Origin of the sequence: Aeromicrobium sp. JJY06, from assembly GCF_044069275.1 — a bacterium.
Lineage (GTDB): Bacteria > Actinomycetota > Actinomycetes > Propionibacteriales > Nocardioidaceae > Aeromicrobium > Aeromicrobium tamlense.
This window is the reverse complement of sequence record NZ_JBIMRD010000002.1, coordinates 440,366-462,415: the sequence shown is the minus strand read 5'-3', so window position 1 is coordinate 462,415 and position 22,050 is coordinate 440,366. Positions and strand designations below refer to the sequence as shown.

Annotated in this window: 19 protein-coding genes and 1 tRNA gene; 6 read left to right on the top strand and 14 right to left on the bottom strand. The window is 70.8% G+C overall.

The window, feature by feature from the left end; genetic code table 11:
* The first annotated feature begins 14 nt into the window (after nt 1–14).
* Nucleotides 15–764, top strand: coding sequence for a gamma-glutamyl-gamma-aminobutyrate hydrolase family protein (locus tag ACGWYL_RS13695; RefSeq protein WP_395487459.1), 750 nt, complete (start codon nt 15–17; stop codon nt 762–764).
* Here the strand turns inward: ACGWYL_RS13695 and ACGWYL_RS13690 are convergent.
* Together ACGWYL_RS13690 and ACGWYL_RS13685 are read right to left on the bottom strand one after the other, a co-directional pair.
* The gene (locus tag ACGWYL_RS13690; RefSeq protein WP_395487458.1) at nt 751–1,896 is read right to left on the bottom strand and encodes an alpha/beta hydrolase fold domain-containing protein; all 1,146 of its coding nucleotides are present in this window, start codon (nt 1,894–1,896) and stop codon (nt 751–753) included. The genes ACGWYL_RS13695 and ACGWYL_RS13690 overlap by 14 nt on opposite strands.
* Before the next feature lie 205 nt (nt 1,897–2,101).
* Nucleotides 2,102–2,683, bottom strand: a complete 582-nt coding sequence (locus ACGWYL_RS13685) for a QsdR family transcriptional regulator (RefSeq protein ID WP_179424420.1) — start codon at nt 2,681–2,683, stop codon at nt 2,102–2,104.
* Nucleotides 2,684–2,821: 138 nt separating this feature from the next.
* Between ACGWYL_RS13685 and ACGWYL_RS13680 the strand changes: the two genes are divergently transcribed.
* Nucleotides 2,822–3,742 carry an ABC transporter ATP-binding protein gene (locus tag ACGWYL_RS13680; protein WP_395487457.1) on the top strand — a complete coding sequence of 307 codons (921 nt, stop codon included), beginning with the start codon at nt 2,822–2,824 and terminating at the stop codon, nt 3,740–3,742.
* A complete protein-coding gene (locus ACGWYL_RS13675; RefSeq protein WP_395487456.1) occupies nt 3,739–4,554 on the top strand; it encodes an ABC transporter permease in 816 nt (271 codons plus the stop codon). Before ACGWYL_RS13680 ends, ACGWYL_RS13675 begins: the two co-directional genes overlap by 4 nt.
* 49 nt (nt 4,555–4,603) lie before the next feature.
* On the opposite strand, the gene ACGWYL_RS13670 is transcribed toward ACGWYL_RS13675, so the two are convergent.
* The 6 genes from ACGWYL_RS13670 to ACGWYL_RS13645 all read right to left on the bottom strand — a co-directional run bounded on the left by ACGWYL_RS13670 (nt 4,604) and on the right by ACGWYL_RS13645 (nt 9,980).
* Nucleotides 4,604–5,722, bottom strand: coding sequence for a hypothetical protein (locus ACGWYL_RS13670; RefSeq protein WP_395487455.1), 1,119 nt, complete (start codon nt 5,720–5,722; stop codon nt 4,604–4,606).
* 158 nt (nt 5,723–5,880) lie between these two features.
* Nucleotides 5,881–7,068, bottom strand: a complete 1,188-nt coding sequence (locus tag ACGWYL_RS13665) for an MFS transporter (RefSeq protein ID WP_395487454.1) — start codon at nt 7,066–7,068, stop codon at nt 5,881–5,883.
* Between the two features lie 37 nt (nt 7,069–7,105).
* Nucleotides 7,106–7,750: a phosphoribosyltransferase gene (locus ACGWYL_RS13660; protein WP_179424424.1), complete on the bottom strand. Its 645-nt coding sequence runs from the start codon at nt 7,748–7,750 to the stop codon at nt 7,106–7,108.
* An 8-nt stretch (nt 7,751–7,758) separates the two neighbouring features.
* Entirely contained in the window at nt 7,759–9,357 is a 1,599-nt protein-coding gene (locus ACGWYL_RS13655; RefSeq protein ID WP_395487453.1) for a hypothetical protein, read from the bottom strand.
* A gap of 23 nt (nt 9,358–9,380) precedes the next feature.
* Complete coding sequence (locus tag ACGWYL_RS13650; protein WP_179424426.1) at nt 9,381–9,566, bottom strand: hypothetical protein; 186 nt, start codon at nt 9,564–9,566, stop codon at nt 9,381–9,383.
* A gap of 340 nt (nt 9,567–9,906) precedes the next feature.
* Nucleotides 9,907–9,980 (bottom strand) — tRNA-Pro (locus ACGWYL_RS13645).
* Nucleotides 9,981–10,176: 196 nt separating this feature from the next.
* Here ACGWYL_RS13645 and ACGWYL_RS13640 point away from each other — a divergent pair.
* The 3 genes from ACGWYL_RS13640 to ACGWYL_RS13630 all read left to right on the top strand — a co-directional run bounded on the left by ACGWYL_RS13640 (nt 10,177) and on the right by ACGWYL_RS13630 (nt 14,039).
* Nucleotides 10,177–11,751 carry a capsular polysaccharide synthesis protein gene (locus ACGWYL_RS13640; protein WP_395487452.1) on the top strand — a complete coding sequence of 525 codons (1,575 nt, stop codon included), beginning with the start codon at nt 10,177–10,179 and terminating at the stop codon, nt 11,749–11,751.
* A gap of 68 nt (nt 11,752–11,819) precedes the next feature.
* The gene (locus ACGWYL_RS13635; RefSeq protein ID WP_179424427.1) at nt 11,820–12,785 is read left to right on the top strand and encodes an L-lactate dehydrogenase; all 966 of its coding nucleotides are present in this window, start codon (nt 11,820–11,822) and stop codon (nt 12,783–12,785) included.
* A 60-nt stretch (nt 12,786–12,845) separates the two neighbouring features.
* Nucleotides 12,846–14,039 (top strand): DUF222 domain-containing protein, encoded by a 1,194-nt coding sequence (locus tag ACGWYL_RS13630; protein ID WP_395487451.1) that lies wholly within the window; start codon nt 12,846–12,848, stop codon nt 14,037–14,039.
* Here the strand turns inward: ACGWYL_RS13630 and glsA are convergent.
* The 6 genes from glsA to ACGWYL_RS13600 are packed head-to-tail and all read right to left on the bottom strand — an operon-like array spanning nt 14,036 to nt 22,029.
* Nucleotides 14,036–15,211, bottom strand: coding sequence for a glutaminase A (gene glsA, locus ACGWYL_RS13625; protein ID WP_179424429.1), 1,176 nt, complete (start codon nt 15,209–15,211; stop codon nt 14,036–14,038). The genes ACGWYL_RS13630 and glsA overlap by 4 nt on opposite strands.
* Nucleotides 15,211–16,533: a ribosome biogenesis GTPase Der gene (gene der / locus ACGWYL_RS13620; RefSeq protein ID WP_317628297.1), complete on the bottom strand. Its 1,323-nt coding sequence runs from the start codon at nt 16,531–16,533 to the stop codon at nt 15,211–15,213. Before der ends, glsA begins: the two co-directional genes overlap by 1 nt.
* Before the next feature lie 9 nt (nt 16,534–16,542).
* Complete coding sequence (locus ACGWYL_RS13615; protein ID WP_395487450.1) at nt 16,543–18,453, bottom strand: ABC transporter ATP-binding protein; 1,911 nt, start codon at nt 18,451–18,453, stop codon at nt 16,543–16,545.
* Nucleotides 18,450–20,183: an ABC transporter ATP-binding protein gene (locus ACGWYL_RS13610; protein ID WP_395487449.1), complete on the bottom strand. Its 1,734-nt coding sequence runs from the start codon at nt 20,181–20,183 to the stop codon at nt 18,450–18,452. Before ACGWYL_RS13610 ends, ACGWYL_RS13615 begins: the two co-directional genes overlap by 4 nt.
* A 4-nt stretch (nt 20,184–20,187) precedes the next feature.
* Nucleotides 20,188–21,522 carry a GntP family permease gene (locus tag ACGWYL_RS13605; protein ID WP_395487448.1) on the bottom strand — a complete coding sequence of 445 codons (1,335 nt, stop codon included), beginning with the start codon at nt 21,520–21,522 and terminating at the stop codon, nt 20,188–20,190.
* Entirely contained in the window at nt 21,523–22,029 is a 507-nt protein-coding gene (locus tag ACGWYL_RS13600) for a gluconokinase (RefSeq protein WP_179424434.1), read from the bottom strand.
* Between the last annotated feature and the right edge of the window lie 21 nt (nt 22,030–22,050).

Here is a 22,050-nt window from a genome sequence, read left to right as displayed (position 1 = left end):
CCTACGCTGTGCTCGTGACCGGTTCCCCCACCTCGAAGCCGCTCCTGGCGATGCTGCACCTGCGCACCTCGCGACCCGCAGCACCTGACTTCCAGGTCGCCCTCGATGCGCTCAACGCGCCCACCGTCCGGGTGGCCGAGCAGCTGGGCTGGGAGGTCGTCCCGGTGGCGTCGGCCGAGGTCGACCGCTCGGTCACCGCCGCACTGGTCGCGCGGGCCGACGCCGTGGTCGTGATGGGCGGCGAGGACGTCGACCCGTCGCTCTACGGCGGTCCCACCACATACCCCGGCTCCGGCCATCACGAGCCGCTGGCCGACCTCGCCCACCTCGACGCCGTGCGCGCCTGCATCGAGACCGGCACTCCCCTGCTGGGCATCTGCCGCGGGCTGCAGATCATGAACGTCGCGCTGGGCGGCACTCTCGTCCAGCACCTCCCCACCAGCGCAGGGCACCGCGCCACCGGCGACGACCACTTCGTCCGCAACCGCGTGACCGTCACGGACGCGTCGCTCGCCACCGTCGTGGACGCCCGCGAGGACATCCGCTGCACCCACCACCAGGCGGTCGACCGGCTCGGCGACGGCCTGGTGGTCGCCGCCCTCGCCGCGGACGCCGTCGTCGAGGCCGTCGTGCACGAGACGGCGCCCCTCACCGGCGTGCAGTGGCACCCCGAGCACCCGCAGACCGCCGACGCCCAGCTGGCGCCGCTGCTCCTGCGCCTCGCGTCGCAGCTCGACGACGGCTCGCTGACTACGGTCGCCTGAGGCGCGCCCGGTCGGCGGCGAACCCGGCCACGTCGCGCACGGTCGACTCCAGCGCGGCCGGCAGCCAGTGCCGGAAGATGACGTCGGCGCCGTGCACGAGCCCGATGTTGACGCGAGCCGCCACGTCGACGCCGGCCCGCGCCAGCCTCCGCGCGAAGGCGATGCCCTCGTCGCGCAGCGGGTCGAGCTCGTTGACCGCGACCACGAACGGCGGCAGTCCGCGCAGCTCGTCCTCGGAGGCGAAGTACGGCCACGCGATGGGGTCCTCGGCATGCTCGCCGGTGGGGTCGTAGGCCCGCACCAGCAGCGCCATGCCGCCGTTCTCGATGAAGTACCCGTCGTTCTCGACGAGCGACGGGAGCTCGGTGAGGCGGCGCTCGTGGTCCCAGGCGTAGCCGCCGCTGATGTACGGGATGCTCGCGTAGACACCGTCGATGGCGTCGAGGCGGCCGCGTCGCTTCGCCAGCAGCGTCGTGGCGATCGCGAGGTTGCCTCCTCCCGACTCGCCCTGCACGACGACGCCGGACAGGCCCAGCGACTCCCGGTGCTCGTCGACCCACAGCACGGCCGCGAGGCAGTCCTCGACCCCGGACGGGAAGGGGTGGTGTCCCTCGGCGGTCCAGGCGTTGCGGAAGTCCACCATCACCACGACGGAGCCGGCGGCCGCGAGATCCGTGCACCAGCGGCGGTGGACGCGGTTGTCGGTGGTGAGGATCGTCATGCCGCCGCCGTGCGTGTAGACCAGGCCGGGCAGCACGCCCTCCACCCCGGCGGGCCGGAAGACGTGCAGCGTGATCTCGTTGCCGTCGACCCCGAGGATCGTCTCGGTCGAGGTCTCGACGTCGTCGCGGTCCGTGGGCAGGTCCAGGGCGATGGAGTCGTAGACGGCCTGGAAGCCGTCGTGGGACGCGCCCACGGCGGCCAGGACGGTCGGCAGGTCGTCGCTCGCCGAGACCGGCGGTGCAGCGGCCACCTCGTCCAGGCCGAAGGTCGCGAGCGCCTCGACCATGGCGGGCGAGAAGCGCGGGTCCGTCCGCGGACCGCTGGACCCGTCGCCGAGGCGGCCGGGAGGGGTGTAGGTAGAGCGTTCGGGGGTCACGGTCATGGCGGGCACCTTTGTGGCGTGGGTCACGTTTGGCTCGGATCCTATGACCGAGAATGCAACATGACAAGACGTTTGTTACATCTGGGCGGTGAGTCCTCAACCTCACTCTGGATGGAGCGGTGAGTCCTCAACCTCAACGGACCCGTCAGAGGTTGAGGAGGCACCGGACCGCCGCGGGAGGGGTTGACCACTCACCGCTCGAGCAGCGGTCCCGGAGGTCGAGCGGGCGGAGTCACGGCCGGAGCAGGGCCTCCAGCACGCGCTGTGCCGCCTCGGGTGCGGGCGGTGCGCCCGTGATCGTTGGCAGGTAGACGTAGGACTCCACGAGCCGCACGCACGCGTAGGCCAGGTCGTGGGCCGGCACGGAGTCGGTGGTGCGACCCTCCGCGACGTCGACCTCGACGTATGCGCGGACGGCGTCGACGAAGCGTGCGTGGAAGCCGTAGTCGGCCGTGGTCATCACCCGCATGAGGAACGCGTTGTTCTCCTCGTTGAAGCGACGGACCTCGGGCCAGGAGAACATCGCGCGCAGGAACCCGCCCAGCACGAGCGGGACCCGCGGGCCGGGCACGTCGCGGGCCGCCTCCCACTCCTGGCGCATCGTCAGCTCGGTCAGCTGCCAGGTCACGTCGACCAGCATCTGCTCCTTGGTGCCCACCCAGCGGTAGAGCGTCACCCGGTTCACACCGAGCTCGGCCGCCATCCGGCCGAGGTCGAGTCCCTCGCCGTTCAGGTAGGCCCGGCGGCCGAGCCGGTACGCATCAGCCTTCGTCGGTCGCGCCCGCGGACCCTCGGCGTCCTCGCGTCCCTTCATGCCCCGCACCCTAGCGGCGCGACGCGCACCCTGAGCGCAGGCGGCCGGGACCCTGAGCACGACTCGGGGTGCGGTCAGGGGCTCGTCCGGGGACGGGCCCGATGTGCCGGGAGGCCTCGCGGCACGACGCTGGGCCTCATGATCACAGTCGATTCCCTCTCGAAGTCCTACGGCGGTCACACCGCCGTGGACGACGTGTCCTTCACGGCCCGTCCCGGCCGTGTCACGGGCTTCCTCGGCCCCAACGGCGCCGGCAAGTCCACGACGATGCGAGTGATGGTGGGGCTCACCCCGCCGTCCAGTGGCGACGTCCACGTCCTCGGTCGCCGGTTCAGTGACCTCCCCGACCCGGGACGCGAGGTCGGCGTCCTGCTCGACGCCTCCGCCCAGCACGCGGGCCGCACCGGTCGCGAGATCCTCACGATCGCCGCCATGACCATGGGTCTGCCCCGCACCCGCGTCGACGAGATGCTCCAGCGCGTCAGCCTGACGCCCGTCGAGGCCGGCCGTCGCGTCCGCAACTACTCCCTCGGCATGCGTCAGCGCCTCGGCATCGCCACCGCGCTGCTGGGCGACCCCGAGGTGCTGATCCTCGACGAGCCCGCCAACGGCCTCGACCCGGCCGGCATCCGCTGGATGCGCGACCTGCTCCGCGGCTTCGCGGACGACGGCGGCACGGTGCTGCTCTCGTCCCACCTGCTGCACGAGATCGAGGTCATCGCCGACGACCTCGTCGTCATCGGCAACGGGCGGATCGTCGCGCAGGGCTCGAAGGAGGAGCTGCTGGCCAGCGCGGGCACCCTGGTCCGCGCCGCCGACGGCGCCGCGCTGGCGGCCGCGCTGCAGACGGCCGGCATCGCGGCTCGGCCCACCGCCGAGGGAGCGGTGCTCGCCGAGTCCGACCTGACCAGCGTCGGGAACGCGGCCTTCGCGGCCGGCATCCCCGTCCTGGAGTTGCGGGCCGCCGACGGCGCCCGCCTGGAGGAGATGTTCCTCTCCCTGACCGCGGAGACCCAGCGCGACCGCGTCCAGCATCGTTCCGAAGGAGCAGCAGCATGAGCACCACCATCACCCCCGCCGCGGCCGGCGTGGCCGCGAGCCGCCCGGCGCGCCCGGTCCCCGCCCGGACGCCGTTCGCCCGGATCCTGCGCGTCGAGCTGCGCAAGATGTTCGACACGCGCTCGGGCTTCTGGCTCATGGCCAGCGTCGTCCTGCTGTCGATCGTCGCCACCGTCGCGACGCTGATCTTCGTGGACAGCGAGAACCTGTCCTACGAGCACTTCGCGAGCGCCGTCGGCTTCCCGATGACGGTCATCCTGCCGATGATCGCGATCCTCGCGGTCTCCAGCGAGTGGAGCCAGCGCACCGCACTGACGACGTTCACGCTCGTCCCCCACCGTGGGCGCGTCCTGACGGCGAAGGCCCTCATGACGGTCGTCATCGGCGTCGTCTCGATGCTCATCGCGGGCGCGGCCGGCGTCGTCGGCAACCTCGTCGGCTCCGCGATCGCTGGCGTCGACCCCGTGTGGGACGTCTCGATCCGCGAGTTCTCCCAGATCGTCCTTGCGAACGAGATCGGGATGCTGATGGGCCTGATGCTGGGCATCGTCCTGCGGAACTCCCCCGGCGCGATCGTCGCGTACTTCGTGTACTCGCTCGTGCTGCCCGGCGCCTCGAGCGCCCTGGCCAGCACGCAGCAGTGGTGGGCCGAGCACGGCCCGTGGTTCGACCTCAACTGGGCCACGATGCAGCTCTTCGACAACAAGCTGACCGGAGAGATGTGGGCCCAGCTCGGCACCTCGGCCCTGCTGTGGCTGGTGGTCCCGCTGGCCCTGGGGACGCGGGCGCTGCTGCGCTCCGAGGTGAAGTGAGTCGCTGAGGCGAGGGCCCCGGGTGTCCGCCCGGGGCCCTTCCCGGGGCTCAGATCAGCTCCATCACGGGTCCTTCGTGGACGGCCCGATAGACCACGTTGCGCATCGCATTGGCCTGGTCCGAGGTGAGGGTGCGGTCAATGGGGCGGAGCACGATGCGCAGCAGCAGATTGACCTGACCGTCCCGGGTGCCGAGCCGAGCGCGTGCCGGCCCGGTCAGCTCCTCGTGCGTCGTGCGACCGAGGACGTCGATGGACTCGACGACGTCCGCGTCGTCGCCCAGCGCGATCCGGATGCGGTCACCCAGCGTCTCCTCGTCTTCCTCCGCACCGACCACCACCGAGATGTCGCGCCGCGTCGCCGGCAGCAGCGAGACGTGCTGCCACGGCGCCAGGGTCCGCATCTGGGCGGCGATGCGCGGATCCTCCGCCCGGAGGTAGCGAATGTCGGGGATGCCCTTGCGCAGCATCAGCGCCCGCTCCAACCCCATGCCGAGCGCCAGACCGGACCACCGGTCCGGGTCGAGACCGGAGCCGCGCAGCACCTCGGGATGGATGCGTCCGCACTCGGCGAGCTCGAGCCATGCGCCCTCGTGCAGGACGTCGATCTGCCGGCCGCCCACCGTGTAGGGGTGCGAGACGTCGGTCGTCCTCCACGCGGCGCCCGGGAGCACCGTCTCGACGACGCGGCTGATCATGCTGAGCATGTCCTCATCGCTCGTGGCAGGCGTGCTGCGGATGCGCCAGAGATCGACCTGGTGCGGTTCTCCCACGTGGCTGCGGTCCACGGCGTCACGCCGGTAGACGAGGCCCGGCGCCACGATCAGCTCGTCGACCTCACGACGTCCCGCGTACTCCTCGAGGGCGGCGGGCAGCTCAGCGCTCGTGTGGCTGCGGAGCATCACCGTGGGACTGACGTAGCGGGTGTAGCGACGGGCGCGGGTGACGTCGTCGTGGTGGTAGCCCAGGCGGTCGTAGTTCTCGCGGACGGGCACGATCGGCGAGTGACGTACGTGGCGGACGGAGGCACCCCACGCGGACTCCAGCGCATCCACGACGGATGCGAGGAGAGTCTGCATGACGTGCTCACCTTGAGCGGGATCGGTGAGGTCGCGCAGGTTCAGTGCGCGGCAGAGCTGGTCAGGGGTGAGGTGGTCGGCGTGCGACATGAGGAGGTCTCCAAAAGGTTGCAGGTGGTCGAAGGAGCGGAGCTTCCCCCCGGCCGTGCCTGCGGAGACCTGCGGCGCTACGAGCGCGCGTCGACGACCCCGCGGCCTTCACCCGGCCGGGGGTCGCGAAATCGCTGATGCCTGTGCACGACGCCAGCCTACCGGGGTGCCCGGTGCCGCAGCGCCCACCGCAGCGGCACGTACGCGAGCAGCATCACGACCGCCGTGCCGGCCGACAGCAGCACGCGGTGGTCGGCGTACAGGAGCCCGGCGATCGCTCCGCCGGCCAGCGCCGCGACGCCCTGGTAGGCGGCGAACACGCCGTAGGCGGTGGCCAGGCGCTCCCGCGGCACCAGGTCGGCCACGAGCGCCTTGACGGCGGAGTCCTGCAGACCGGTCGCGGCACCCCACAGCACGATGCCCAGCAGCGCGAGCCCGAGCCCGTCGAGGAAGACCAGGGCCGGCACCGGCGCGACGACGAGCGGCAGCACCATCAGCGTGCCGCCGCCCCACCGGTCGAAGGCCACGCCGGCGACGAGGGCGGCCAGTGCGGACGCGGCCATGGCGCCGGCGTAGACGACCGGCACCGCCGCCGTCCTCACGAGGTCCTGCTCGGCGAGGTGGTAGCCGAACAGGCCGAAGGTCAGCAGGCCCGCGGTCGTGATCGCGATCGCGAGGGCGAAGGCGTGGAACCGCGCGGGCAGTCGCTCGCCGTCGCCCAGGGCCGGCACCGGCACCTCCTCCAGGCCGGGGGTCGCGAGACGACGCCGCAGCACCGCCAGGATCAGCAGCGCGATGACGCCGGGGATCGCCAGCACCGCGAGCCCGGCCTGGACGCTCCACACGGCGGCGACGCCGGCCACCACGAGAGGCCCCGCGAACGCCCCGACCTGATCGAGTGCCTTGTGCACGCCGAAGCCCTTGCCGCGGCCCACGGACTGCGCGGCCGAGGCGAGCAGCACCGACTTCGACGGGCTCCGCAGGGCCTTGCCCGTGCGCTCGGCGAGGATCAGCAGCGTCGCGACGGCGAGGCCGGCCGAGCCCAGCTCGGGTGCGACGGCCAGCAGCGGCACGCACACCGCGGTCAGGCCGTAGCCGATCCCGGTGAGCAGCCAGTGCCGCTGCGTGCGGTCGGCGACCCGGCCCGCCACGAGGCGCAGCACGAGCGCCGCCGCCTCGCCAGCACCGGTGATCAGACCGACGGTCGCGGCCGAGGCGCCGAGCTCGCCGAGGTAGGGGCCCGCGATCGACCGCATCCCCTCGTAGACCATATCGGCGAAGAGGCTGACCAGGCCGAACGCGAACACGCCGCGCCACGGCGACCAGGTCCTGGCGGGGGTCGACACCCTCCGAGGGTCCCAGAGGTCGAGCCCCACCCGTGCCTCAGGGCAGGCCGAGCAGCGCGGCGACCTCGCGGTCGCTGACGGCTGTGAAGTCGCGGTACCAGTGCCCGACCGCAGCGAAATGGAGCGGCATGTGGAGCACGACCACCTCGTCGGCCTCGATCAGGACGTCAGCGACCCCCGTCGGTGCCACGGGCGACGCGACGACCACGCGGATCGCGCCCCGCACCCGCGCCGCCCGGCACGCGACCCGCACCGTCGCTCCCGTGGCGATCCCGTCGTCCACGAGCAGGGCGGTACGCCCGGTGAGGTCCAGCGGTTCCCGGGCGGAACGGAGGCGCCGGACACGCTCGTCCAGCGCCTCCCGCTCCCGCCGCTCCACCTCGCGCACCTGCTGCTCGGTCGTGCCCTCGAAGGCGACCAGCGCCTCGTCCAGCACTTCGCTCCCGCCCTCGCCGATCGCGCCCATGGCCAGCTCGGCATGGAACGGGAAGCCGAGCTTGCGCACCACGACCACGTCGAGCGGTGCGTCCAGCGCGCGGGCGACCTCGAACGCGACCGGCACACCGCCGCGCGGCAGTCCGAGCACGACGAGCTCCGGTCCCCGCAGGTGCCGCACCAGCGGGACCAGTCGACGTCCGGCGTCGGTCCGGTCGGCGAACCGCGGGGAGGCGCGCGACCACATGCCCGTCCTCAGAGCGGCGAGTGGACGAACGGCAGGAACCTCGACACCCAGTCGATCCGGTCGTCCAGCCAGCCGAGCAGTCCGAGTGAGCTGGTGATGGACGCCGGCGGGTCCGAGACGAGGGTGTCCGCGCGCAGCAGCCGCTCGAAGTCCAGCTCCACCGGGTCGGCTCGCGGGTGGCCCTGCCGGTCGAGGAAGGCGACGCCCGCCGAGCGGAGCACCGAGACGACCTCCTGCGCGAGGATGCCGTAGCCGATCGTCGTCGGGTGGACGCCGTCGAGGGAGAACAGACCGCCCTCGGTGCGCCCGTCGGGGCCCGAGCGGAAGAACCGAGTGGTCGGCACCGGGTCCAGCCGCCTCAGCGCCGCCGGGAGCTCGTACGGCTCCCACCACGCCGGACGGGCCCACGGGCTGGCGACGTAGCGGCGGGTCGCGAGCCGGTCGAGCAGGCCGCCCATGTCGAACAGGTGCCAGTCGAGGCCGGACTCCCTGGCGGCCCGAACCGACGCGATGATCGTCTCGTTGTAGGCGTCGATCGCCGAGTCGATCGCGCGGACCTCGTCCTCGACGAGGTGCGGGTCGTGCCGCGGGTCGAAGCCCTCGTCCGTCACCCACGGCCGCGTGTAGAACGGGAAGTACCGCGAGTCAGGACGCACCTTCTGGTGCGTGCCCCGGGCGATCGGCGCGATCGTGACCGACGGGACCGTCGCCACCACGACGTGCTGGGCGGGGATCCTGCGCAGCCGCGCGACGAGGTCGGCCCAGTCGGCCTCGAACGCGCTCGGTCGCCAGATCGTGCAGCCGGCCCGGGCGTCGCGTCGCTGAGCGAGCGTCAGCTCGGCGTAGCCCTCGGGCGTCCACACGGTCTCGAGGGAGACGACGGAGCCCAGCGCGTTGTTGGACCCCAGGACGACCACGAGCGTCTCGATCCCCTCGTCCACCGCGAGGTCCTCGATCGCGTCGAGGACGGTCCGCCGCGGGTCGTCGCCGGCGGCGCGGCGCAGGACGGGCCACGCCGCTCGCGCGTGGTGGTGCTCGACCAGCTGGCCGAGGAAGTCGTCCGTCGTCGGCGCCGCGAGCGTCCGCTCGATGCGGGCCTCGGTCGTCACCAAGGGGTCCAGGACGTCCCAGCCGTAGACGGCCATGTTGTGGAACGGGGCGCCCCGGCCGGGCGGACGGGAGCCGGTCCCGCGCTCCCAGAAGTCTTCGATGCTGTCCATGTGGTCGCGCAGCCACGGCGCCGCTCGGAGGCTCTCGAGCAGGTCGAGTCGGCTGCCGAACCGCCGGTCGAACTCCCGCGCCAGCCGTTCGAGGTCGACCGGGAGGCCACCGGGCCCGGTGGGCCACTCATAGGTCGGGTACGTGAACTCCTGCGCCGACAGTCCGAGCTCGTAGGCCACCATGGCGGGCCACGACAGGTCGGTCCGGTGGATCGCACCGCTCATGAACCCGTGCGTGAGCGAGTCCCCCACCGTGACCAGGCGGTGGCGCGCCTGCCGCGCCGGAGCGGCGGCCGTGACCGAGACACCGAGCGTCGTGTCGGTCTCGGGACGTCGCGGCTCACTGCGGATCTCCACCTCACGCGGAGTCGCCTGCCGAGCCCGCATCGTCCTCACCCTCTCGACGAGAGTCAGCCTCGTCGGACGTGGAACCGCAGCGCTTCCTCCACGACGTCGAACGCATCGGCTGTCGTGATGTGGCGGCTCTCGGGCGTGTAGCCCGCGCACAGCACGCCTCGTCGCACGGCCCGCCTGGCGGACTCGAGAGAGGTGTCGCTGCGGCCAGCCACGATCTCGGCCAGCTCGTCGACGTCCACCAGGCCAAGGGTGGGAAGCCCGCCGTCGGGAGCGCATGCAGACATCAGGAGCGCCATCTCGTCGGCGCCGCGGGGCTCCCGCGCAGGCTTGGCAGGAGGGCGCGCGGGCACCCATCTCCTCGCCACCGCCTCACCTGCGGCGCGGCTCCAGTACCTCATCCGGTTCGGCAAATGCATGGTCACGACCCCCTCCGCACCGCTGTCGCCCACTGCGGTGCCGATGAACCCAGCCTAGAGAGTTCCTGCCGTCCCACAACTGGGGCGCCGATCCATCGTCGTGCGGATCGGGCGAGCCTCCTCAGACATGACGAAAGCCCCGGTCTCCCGGGGCTTTCCGTTGTCGGGCTGACAGGATTTGAACCTGCGACCCCCTGACCCCCAGTCAGGTGCGCTACCAAGCTGCGCTACAGCCCGTGACAACCTGCAAGAGTCTACCGTAGGTCCTCCCGGGCCCGAGCAAGGCCTCCCGCACGATCGGCCGGCCCCACACTTTGGAGCGCCCCGACGCCTCAAGAAGCCGGTCTTCCCCAGTCTTCGGCTGTCACCGCCACAGAGCCATCCGCGGTGTCCCTACACGGATCTTGCGTCCAGCGCTTGTAACGTCTGCCGCGTGAAGCCGTCAGTCAAGACTTCGAGCGCCGAACGCATTCCATTGGCCCTAGACGCGTGGACGCCCTCGTCCGAGGGAATCGCGCTGGTCGGAGGCACCGATCGGCTCCGCGTCGAGGCTCCCGGTCTTGGCGAGAGCTTCGCACGGTGCAGCCCGCGAGACCTGGGCTTGGCCTCCCGACGCCCCTACCGGATTCGCGCCACGGCGAACCTCGAGTCGCCTGTCGATCCGATCCTCTCTCCTCATGCCCTTCGCATGGTCTTGACACGCACCGGCCGCAGCAAGACCCGTGAGGTTGTGTCCCGTTCGTGGCCCGCCGTCAACAGTTACGGCGCCCACCGCATCGAACTTGTCCTAGACCGCGCCGATCTTCGTGGCGATGTGCAACTCGAACTCCACCTCGGTGGCCGGGGGGGGGTGACATGGTCCGACTTGCGAGCGGAGCCGATACCGGGTGCTGCCACGCGGAGGTTGCGCCGCGCCTCTCTCAAGGACGTCAGCACGTCATGGGACGCTCGCGTGGAGCTTGCACGTCGCATTGCCGCGCAGGACAGTGTTGCTGCCGCCGAACTTCTGCATTCCGTGCTCGACGATCCGAGGACGACCGCATCGATTGCGCATGAAGCCGCTCGCCTCGATCAGCGGGTGCATTCACGCGCGGACATTTCAGACAAGCGCCACTGGCGCCGGCGCTTGGTCGCAGCCAACAAGACGGCCGCACGATTGGAGGAGCGGCTGCCATGGTCGACAGTCGTTGCGATGCTGCGGACGCGTGCGGGCAACTTTCGTGATCGAGCCCATCTCTGGCAGTTCTTCGAGCCCCGCATCGAGGATCTCCGGGCGGCCGCCGCATCGGAACGGGTACCAGCCCGTCCATCAGACCGTGTGTTCACCTACTGGGCACAGGGACTCGATCATGCGCCACCCATCGTTCGCGAGAACGTCGCTCGAATGCGCAGCATGTTCGGCGACAGACTCGTGGTCCTGACCGACGAGTCCAAGGACGATTGGGTTCCGAGGCCAGCATTCGAGGACTATCGACCCCGCATGGTCCCACGTGAGCATTCCGACGTCCTACGTCTCGACCTGCTCCGCAAGTACGGAGGACTCTGGCTCGACGCGACGTGCCTGGTCACCGCGGCATTCACCGTCCCGAAGGGTTTCTTCGCGTTCCCCAAGGAGGGCAAGCGCGCGGAAGGCACCCCTCGGCTCTCGGTGTGGGCGTTAGCGTCAGAGCCCGGCGGTTACCTGGCTTCAGTCTTTGCCGAAGCACTCCACGCCTATTGGTCGACGTACGACGAGGCACTGGACTACTACTTCATACATCACATCTTCGAGGTCCTGTGTCTTCTGGACCCAACGTTCGATGAGGAATGGCAGCGCGCGGCAACGGTGGGCAGGAGTTGGGGTATCGCGCCCCGCGAGCTCTACCGCGTCATGGGCAACGAGTACGACCCGGATAGAGCCGCTGAGATCCTCGAAGGATCACCCGTGCACAAGTTGAATCACAAGGGACCTGCTCGACGTGCGAACAGCCGATCCTTTCTCGCAGCCGTGCTCGACGGCCGTATGTAGGACCGGGCTTCGTCGACTCTGGGGACCGCAAGGTCGTCACGGGCCCAGCCGGGCACCAGAATGGGCCCATGGCCGTCATCGAGAACTCCAAGGTCGCCATCGTCGGAGCCGGCAGCGTGGGCACCGCGATCGCCTACGCCTGCCTCATCCGCGGGTCCGCGCGCACCATCGCCCTCTACGACGTGAACCGGCCCAAGGTCGAGGCGGAGGTGCTCGACCTCCAGCACGGCGCCCTCTTCACGGGCAGCAGCCAGATCATCGGCGGCGCCGACCCGGAGGTGGTCGCGGGCGCGCATCTCGTCGTCATCACGGCGGGTGCGAAGCAGGATCCCGGGCAGACCCGGATCGACCTCGCCGGCACGAACGTGAGGATCCTCGAGCAGATGCTGCCGGTCCTCATGGAGCACGCGCCGAACGCGGTCTACGTGCTCGTCACGAACCCCTGTGATGTGCTGACGGTCGCCGCGCAGCAGATCACCGGCCTTCCCGAGGAGCGCGTGATGGCGTCCGGCACCGTGCTCGACACGTCGCGGCTGCGCCAGCTGCTGGCCACCCGCGCCGGCGTCGCCCCGAACAGCGTGCACGCCGACATCGTGGGCGAGCACGGGGACACCGAGTTCGCGCTGTGGTCGCAGGCGCGCATCGGACCCGTGCCGATCCTGGACTGGGCGCCCTCCCCCACGGCCTCGGACCAGAGCCCGTTCTCGCACCGCGAGCTCGACGAGATCACCGACCGGGTCCGCAACGCGGCCTACGCCGTGATCGAGGGCAAGGGCGCCACCAACTACGCGATCGGCGTCTCGGCGACCCGGATCATCGAGGCGGTCCTGCGCGACGAGAACGCCGTGCTGCCCGTCAGCATCGTCCACCGCGGCCACCACGGCATCGACGGCGTCGCGCTCTCGCTGCCCAGCATCGTCAATGCCAAGGGCGTCTCGCGCGTGCTCGACGTGCGGATGTCCGCCCACGAGGAGCGCCAGCTCCACTCGTCCGCCGACGCACTCCGGAAGGTCCAGCAGGACCTCGGCATCTGACCTCGACCCGTCGTGCAGTCGACCCGAGGCGGTGTCGGTGGGCGTCCCTAGGTTGGACGCATGGACCAGGTCGAGCAGCTGCTGCTGCAGAGCGCGGCGCGAGCACAGGCACGCGCCGAGTTCGCGCTGTGGTCGCTCGTCCTCACCTCCCACGAGTCCGCGTGTGCCGAGGTCGACGCCGAGGAGGCGCCCGAGATCGGCAAGGAGCTCGGTCGTCGCGAGGTGACCTTGCACCTCGCCCAGGCGCTGCGGATGACCGAGCACCGTGTGTGGGGCCTCGTCAACGATGCGGGCACGCTGCGCGACCGGGCGCCGCGCACGTGGATCGCGTTCGGCGACGGGTCGATCGACGCCACCCGCGCCGGACTGATCGCCACCACGGTCGACCAGCTCGAGACCACGGCGGCCGCCGAGGCGCTCGACGCCTCCGTCGTCGCCTACGCCACCACGCACACCACCGGCGAGCTCCGGTCCTGGCTGCGACGGATGCGCGCCCGACTCGAGCCCGAGCAGGTCAGCGCCGAGGCCCAGCGCTCGGTCGAGACCCGGCGCGTCGACGTCAGCCACAACGGCGACGGAACGTCCTGGCTGAGTGCGCTCCTGCCCACCCACGTCGCGATCGCGGTCGGCCACCGGCTGCGGCGTGCGGCGAAGGCACTGCCGAAGATCGACGCCGAGACGGGCGAGATCGACCGCCGCACCCGCGACCAGCGCCAGGCCGACCTCGTGGGCCACTGGCTCACGTCCTGCACCGGCACCGAGACCGACATCCGCGCCGAGATCGCCATCAGCATCGACGCCACCGACCTCGTCGGTCTCACCGATGGTCCGGGCGTCACCCGAGACGGCGAAGCGGCACTGCCGGCCGAGTGGGTCCGCGAGCTCGCCGCCTCCGAGACCACGCTCTTCCGCCGCCTCGTCCTCGATCCGCTCGGCCGGGTGCTCGACACCACCAGCCTCGGCTACCAACCGCCGGACTCCCTCCGGGCCGCCCTGCACTGGAGGGACGGCACCTGCCGGGTGGCCAGCTGCCGAGCACCGGTGGCCGAGACCGATCTCGACCACGAGCTGGCCTACGACCGGGGCGGCACCACCAGTGCCGCGAACCTGCGCTGCCTCTGTCGCAAGCACCACAACATGAAGTCGCACGGACGACTGCCCGAGAAGTTCATCGCACCCGCGGTCGAGCACCGCGAGCGGTGGCACCTGCCCGCGCCCGTCGTGGCGGAGCTCGACCTGTGGCCGGCGGTCTAGATCAGGCGAGCGTCGTCGTCGAGGTCCGTCACCGTAACGCTGAGGCCGTCGAGCTCGAGCCGGCGTTTGGCCTCCAGCGCCATGCGGCGACCCACGTCGGTGACCTCGTCGACGCGGCGGATGTCGAACACGACCCGCTGCGTCTCCGGCGGGTTCTCCACCAGGTGACGGATCAGCGACTCGGCGCTCGCGAAGAGCAGGTCGCCACCCAGCACGTAGGTCGTGGAGTCGTCCTCCACCCGCACGTCGGCCAGCGCCGAGCGCGACGGACGACCGGGGTTCATCAGGTGCATGCCCATGTCGTCCGACAGGCGGCGCATCATCTCCACGCCGCGGGCGCTGTTGCCGTGCGCGTCCAGGCCGGGCGAGAACACCGCGACGCCCACCTGGCCCGGCAGCACGCCGATGATCCCGCCCGAGACGCCGCTCTTCGCCGGGATGCCCACGGTGCTGAGCCAGTCGCCCGCCGCGTCGTACATCCCGCACGTGGCCATCACGCTGAGCACCTGCCGGGCGGTGGCCTCGGCCATCAGCCGCTCCCCCGTCTCGGGCTGGACGCCACCGTTCGCCAGCGTGGCCGCCATCCGCGACAGGTCGCGCACGTCCACCGCCAGCGAGCACTGACGCACGTAGCGCTCGACCGCGTCGACCGGGTCCTCGACGACGCCGTAGGCCGCCATGAGGTGCGCGAGCGCCAGGTTGCGGTGCACGGAGCCCATCTCGGACTCGTAGACGGCCTCGTCCAGCTCCAGCTCGCGGCCGGCCAGCTTCGAGGCGAACTCGGCGAAGCGCTCGAACGAGCCCACCAGCCCGGCGGTCGCGATCGCGCCGGCGTTGATCATCGCGTTGTGGGGCCGGCCGGTCTCGGAGTCCACCGATATCTCGTTGAACGCCTCACCCGAGGGCTCGACGTCGATCTTGGCGTGCACGGCGTCCCAGCCCAGGTGCTCGATCGCCACCGCGTACGCGAACGGCTTCGACATCGACTGGATCGTGAAGCGGTGCTCGGCGTCGCCCGCGCTGTGGTGCGCGTCGTCCACCGTGCTGATCGCGATCGCCGACAGGGACGGGTCGACCTTCGCCAGCTCGGGGATGTAGTCGGCGGGCTCGCCCTCGATGCCGCCGCAGGCCTGGAGGACCTCGTCGAGGTAGTCCGGGACGGGCGAGCGCATCAGCGGCGCTCGCGCTTCTTGCGCGGGCGCTGCTGCAGGTGGATCGGGCTGCCCACGAAGCCGAACTCCTCGCGCAGCCGGCGCTCGATGAAGCGCAGGTAGCCCGCCTCGAGCTTGCCCGAGGTGAACAGCACGAACGTGGGCGGAGCGGTGGACGCCTGCGTGCCGAAGAGGATCTTCGGCTGCTTGCCGCCGCGCACGGGATGCGGGTGCTCGGCCACGAGACGCCCGAGGAACGAGTTCAGCGCGCCGGTGGACACACGGGTCTCCCAGCCCTCGAGCGCCGCGTCGAGCGCGCGCACGAGGCGGTCGATGTGCCAGCCGGTGCGGGCCGCGACGTTGATGCGCGGCGCCCACGGGATCTGCACGAGGTCGCGCTCGATCTCGCGGTCGAGGTAGAAGCGGCGCTCGTCGTCGACGAGGTCCCACTTGTTGAAGGCCAGCACGACGGCGCGGCCGGTCTCCTCGATCGTGTTGATGATGCGCAGGTCCTGCTCGGTGATCGACTCGCTCGCGTCGATCACCATGACCGCGACCTCGGCGCGCTCGATCGCGCTGGAGGTGCGCAGGCTGGCGTAGTACTCGTGGCCGCTGGCGGTCTTGACGCGCTTGCGGATGCCGGCGGTGTCGATGAAGGTCCACAGGCGCCCGCCCAGCTCGACGAGCTCGTCGACGGGGTCGACCGTGGTGCCCGAGGCGTTGTCGACGACGACGCGGTCCTCGCCCACCAGCTTGTTGAGCAGACTGGACTTGCCCACGTTGGGCTTGCCGACGATCGCCACGCGACGCGGGCCGGCGGGAGCGTCGAAGTCCTCGGGCGGTGCCTCGGGCAGGGCACTCATGATGGCGTCGAGCAGGTCGCCGCTGCCGCGGCCGTGCAGGGCGGAGACGGGGTACGGCTCGCCGAGGCCGAGGTTCCACAGTGCGGCGGCCTCGAGCTCGCTCTTCTGGTCGTCCACCTTGTTCGCCGCGAGGACGACCGGCTTGCCGGCGTCGCGCAGCAGGCGCACGACGCGGTCGTCGACGTCGGTGGCGCCCACGCGGGCGTCGACGACGAACAGGATCGCGTCGGCGACGGCGATGGCGACCTCGGCCTGGGCGGCGATCCGCTCGGCCATGCCCTTGGCGTCGGGGTCCCAGCCGCCCGTGTCCACGACGGTGAACGCGCGACCGTTCCAGACCGCGTCGTAGGGGACGCGGTCGCGAGTCACGCCGGGGACGTCCTCGACGACGGCCTCGCGGCGTCCGATGATGCGGTTGACCAAAGTCGACTTGCCGACATTGGGACGGCCGATGACGGCGAGAACGGGCTGTGTGGACACCCGCACAGCCTATCGGGGCGGTGTCTGCGCCGTGGAGGCGAACTGCGCGGCGTACAGCCGCTGGTACGCGCCCTCCGCCGCGATGAGCTCGTCGTGCGTGCCCTGCTCGACGATCCGACCCTGTTCCATGACGACGATCAGGTCCGCGTCGCGGATCGTGGAGAGCCGGTGCGCGACCACGAAGCTGGTGCGTCCGGAGCGCAGGTCGTTCATCGCCGACTGCACGAGGGCCTCGGTGCGGGTGTCCACCGAGCTGGTCGCCTCGTCGAGCACGAGGATCGCTGGATCGGCCAGGAACGCCCGCGCGATCGTGAGCAGCTGGCGCTGTCCGGCGCTCACTCCCCCGCCGTCGTCGGTGATCACGGTGTCGTAGCCGTCGGGCAGCGTGCGCACGAAGTGGTCCACCGAGGCCGCCTGCGCCGCCGCGAGGATCTGCTCCTCCGTCGGGTCGTCGGCGCCATACGCGATGTTCTCCCGGATCGTGCCCGAGAACAGCCACGTGTCCTGCAGGACGACGCCGAAGTCGTCTCGGAGCTCGCGCCGGCTCATGTCCGCGATGTCGACGCCGTCGAGCGTGATGCGCCCGCCGTCGACCTCGTAGAAGCGCAGCACGAGGTTCGTCAGCGTGGTCTTGCCCGCGCCGGTGGGTCCGACGATCGCGACGGTCTGTCCGGGCTCGGCCACGAGCGAGAGGTCCTCGATGAGCGGCTCGTCGGTGTACGAGAAGTCCACGTGGTCGAAGGCGACGCGGCCGCGCAGCGGATCGGGCTCGGGCGCGTCGACGCGATCGGGACGCTCGCGCTCCTCGTCGAGGAACGCGAACACGCGCTCGGCCGACGCCATGCCCGACTGCAGCAGGTTCACCATCGCGGCGACCTGCGTGAGCGGCTGCGTGAACTGGCGCGAGTACTGGATGAACGCCTGCACCGAGCCGAGCGACAGCGATCCGTTGGCGACCCGCAGGCCGCCCACCACGGCGACCAGGACGTAGTTGAGGTTCGAGACGAACATCATGAGCGGCTGGATCACGCCGGAGATGAACTGCGCCCGGAACGACGCCCCGAACAGCTCGTCGTTCGTGGCCGCGAAGTCCTCCTCGGCCACCTTCTGGCGGCCGAACACCTTGACGACCTCGTGACCGGTGAAGGACTCCTCGACGATCGCGTTGAGGCGGCCGGTCTGCGTCCACTGCGCCACGAACTGCGGCTGCGAGCGCTTCATGACGGCGCCGGTGATCGCGATCGCGACGGGGATCGTCACCAGGGCGATGATCGTCAGCAGCGGCGAGATCCAGAACATCATCGCGAGCGTGCCGATCACCATGAGGATGCTGGTGATCATCTGGCTGAGCGTCTGCTGCAGCGACTGCGCGAGGTTGTCGAGGTCGTTCGTGGTGCGCGACATGATCTCGCCGCGCTCCTGCCGGTCGAGGTGCGCGAGCGGCAGGTGGTTCAGCTGGTCCTCCACGTCGTTGCGCAGGTCGGCGACCATCCGCTGGACCACGGTGGTGGCGAGGACGCCCTGGAGCCACATGAACAGCGACGACACGACGTAGACCACGGTGACGATTGCCAGGATCGTGCCGAGGCGGCCCATGTCGATGCCCTCGCCGGGCCTCAGGTCGATGGCGGAGACGAGCTCGGCCAGCTGGTCCTGCCCGTCCGCGCGCAGCGAGGCGACGGCCTCGGCCTTCGTCATCCCCTCGGGGAACTGGCTGGAGAGGAAGCCGTCGAAGATCACGTCGGTGGCGTGGCCGAGGACCTTCGGGCCGATCACCGACAGTGTCACGCCGATGAGGCCGAACGCCGCCAGGGCGAACACCATCGTGCGGTCGCGCAGCAGTCGGCGGAACACGCGGCCGAACGTGGCCTTGAACTCGGTCGCCCGCGCCGGCTTCTGCGGCGCTCCGTGCCAGCTCATCGGGCCTCCTCCGGCGACAGCTGCGACAGGACGATCTCGCGGTAGACCTCGCAGGTCTCCATGAGCTGCTCGTGCGTGCCCGTGCCGACCGCCCGGCCCTCGTCGAGGACGAGGATCCGGTCGGCGTCGCGGATCGTGCTGATCCGCTGGGCCACGATCACCACGGCGGCGTCGGCGGTGACGGGCTTGAGCGCCGCACGCAGGGCCGCGTCGGTGGCGTAGTCCAGTGCGGAGAACGAGTCGTCGAACAGGTAGATGCGCGGGCGCTTCACGATCGCGCGAGCGATCGCGAGGCGCTGGCGCTGGCCGCCGGAGAAGTTCGAGCCGCCTTGGCTGACGGGCGACCCGAGACCCTCGGGCATGGCACGGACGAAGTCCTCCGCCTGGGCGATGCGCAGGGCGTCCCAGAGCTCCTCGTCGGTGGCGTCGGCGCGCCCGAAGCGCAGGTTGTCGGCGATCGTGCCGGTGAACAGCAGCGCCTTCTGCGGGACGAGGCCGATCGCGCTCCAGACGTCGGCCGGTCGCACGTCGCGGACGTCGAGGCCGTCGACCAGAACACGCCCCTTCGTCACGTCGAAGAGCCGCGCGACGAGACCGAGCAGCGTGGTCTTGCCGCTGCCCGTCGAGCCCACGATCGCCGTGGTCTCACCAGGGCGCGCCACGAGCGACACGTCGGAGATGACCGAGCTCTCGGCACCCGGGTAGGCGAACGAGGCGCCGTCGACGTCGACACGCCCCTGCGTGAGCTCGACCGACGGCACCTCCGGGTCGAGGTCGACCGCCGGCTCGGTCCGCAGCACCTCGGTGAGGCGCTCGGCCGAGACCTCCGACCGCGGCCACAGCATGAACATGAAGGTGGCCATCATGACCGCCATCAGCGTCTGGATCAGGTACTGCTGGAACGCGGTCAGCTGCCCGATCTGCAGCTCGCCCGCGCCGATGCGCGAGGCGCCCCACCACAGCGCGAGGACGACCGAGAGGTTCATGATGCCCATCAGGAGCGGGAAGAAGATCGTCATCAGGCGACCCGCGCCGACGGCGACCTGGCGGTTCAGCTCGTTGGCGTGGGCGAAGCGCGCGGCCTCCTGGTCCTCGCGCACGAACGCACGGACGACGCGCACCCCGGTGATCTGCTCGCGCATGATCTGGTTCAGGGTGTCGATGCGCTCCTGCATGAGCCGGAACAGGGGCCGCATGCGCGCGATGATCAGGCCCAGCGAGATCACGAGGACCGGCAGCACGATCAGGAAGACGCCCGACAGCTGCACGTCCTCGCGCAGCGCCATGACGAGGCCGCCGATGCCGGTGATCGGCGCGGCGACCATCATCGTCAGGCCCATGAACAGCAGCAGCTGGACCTGCTGGACGTCGTTGGTGTTGCGGGTGATCAGCGTGGGCGGCCCGAACGAGGCCATCTCGCGGCTGCCGAACGACTGGACCGTGCCGAACACCGCGGCACGCAGGTCGCGGCCCACGGCCATCGCCACGCGCGAACCGACGTAGACGGCGACGACGTTGCACACGACCTGGAGCACCGTCACCGCGAGCATGAGCCCGCCGACGCGCCAGATGTGGCCGATGTCGCCCTGGGCGACGCCCTCGTCGATGATGTCGGCGTTGAGTCCGGGCAGGTACAGGGTGGCCAGGGTCTGGACCAGCTGGAAGAGGCACACCACCAGGACCGGGACCCGGTAGGGCCGCAGGTGGTGGCGCAGGAGCGCGATCAGCACCCGATCAGACTACGAGTCCCAGCAAGAGCACGAACACCAGACCGGACACGGACAGCACGGTCTCCATGAGCGACCAGGTCTTGATGGTCTGGCCGACCGTCATGCCGAAGTACTCCTTGACCAGCCAGAAGCCCGCGTCGTTCACGTGGCTGAAGAACACCGAGCCCGCGCCGATCGCGAGCACGAGCAGCGAGACCTCGGGGGTGCTGAGGCCCTCGGCGAGCGGCGCCATGATGCCCGAGGCCGTGACGGTGGCGACCGTCGCCGAGCCCGTCGCCAGGCGGATCAGCACGGCCACGAGCCACGCCACCACCAGCACGGAGAAGTCCGTGTCCTCGACCCAGCCCGCCACGACGTCAGCGATGCCGGTGTCGATGAGGGTCTGCTTGAAGCCGCCGCCGGCGCCGACGATGAACACGATGCCCGCGATCGGACCGAGCGAGGCGCCGAGGCTGTCCATGATCTTCTGCCACTCCATGCCGCCCGCCCGGCCGAAGGTGAACAGCGCCACCAGCACCGAGATCAGCAGGGCGACGAGCGGCGTGCCGATGAAGTCGAGCGTCGACCGCACGATCCCCTCGGCCTCGATGATGTCGGCGACCGTCTTGGCCAGCATCAGCACGACCGGCAGCAGGACCGTGGCGAGCGTCAGCGCGAACGACGGACGCTTCTCGTGGGTCACGGTCTCGTCGGTGGAGAAGAGGTCGGGCGCCGGGATGTCGACCCAGCGCGTGGCGACCTTCGCGAACATCGGGCCCGCGACGATGATCGTGGGGATCGCGACCAGGACGCCGAGACCGAGGGTGAGGCCGAGGTCCGCGTCCAGCGCGTCCACGGCGACGAGCGGACCGGGGTGCGGGGGCACGAACCCGTGCATCGCCGACAGGCCGGCCAGGGCCGGGATGCCGAGCGCGATCAGCGACTTCCCCGACCGGCGCGACACCAGGAAGATCACCGGCATCAGCAGCACGAGGCCGATCTCGAAGAACATCGGCAGGCCGATGAGCGCGCCGATGCCGGCCATCGCCCAGGGCAGCATCCGGTCGGACGACTTCCCGATGATCGTGTCGACGATCTGGTCCGCTCCCCCGGAGTCCGCGAGCAGCTTGCCGAACATCGCACCGAGGGCGATCAGCATGCCGACGCCGGCCACGGTGTCGCCGACGCCGGTGCTGAAGCTCTCCAGCACGTCGGCCATCGGCATTCCGGCCATGGCGCCGACCGCGAGCGAGCCGAGGGTCAGGCTCAGGAACGGGTGCAGCTTGGCCACCGTGATCAGCACGACGATGACCGCGATGCCGATGAGGGCCGCGAGGATCAGCTGGGTCGAGTCGGACATTCAGGCATCCTCCTGGGTGCGCAGCCAGAGCAGGAACGCCGCCGCGATCCGCTCGGGCGTCTCGGTGACGTCGAAGACGACGCCGTTCTCATCGGCCTCGAGCGGCTCGAGGGTGGCCTCCTGCGACTCCAGCAGCGAGGTCGGCATGAAGTGGTCGCGTCCCTCCATGCGGGACAGGATCAGCGCGTGGTCGCCCACGAGGTGCAGGAACACCGTGCGCGGGGCGTGCTTCGTGAGGACGCCGCGGTAGACGCGACGCAGCGCGGAGCAGCTGATCACGCCGCCGGCCTCGTCGTGCTCGGCGAGCCAGCCGCCGATCAGCTCGAGCCAGGGCCAGCGGTCCTCGTCGGTGAGCGCCTGACCGGCCGACATCTTCTCGATGTTGGCCTTCGGGTGGTAGTCGTCGCCGTCGGCGTAGGGGACGTCGGCGCGGTCGGCCACCGCGTGACCCACCGCGGACTTGCCGACCCCCGAGATCCCCATGACCACGACCAGCGGTGGACTCATGGCCCACACGCTACGCCCGGC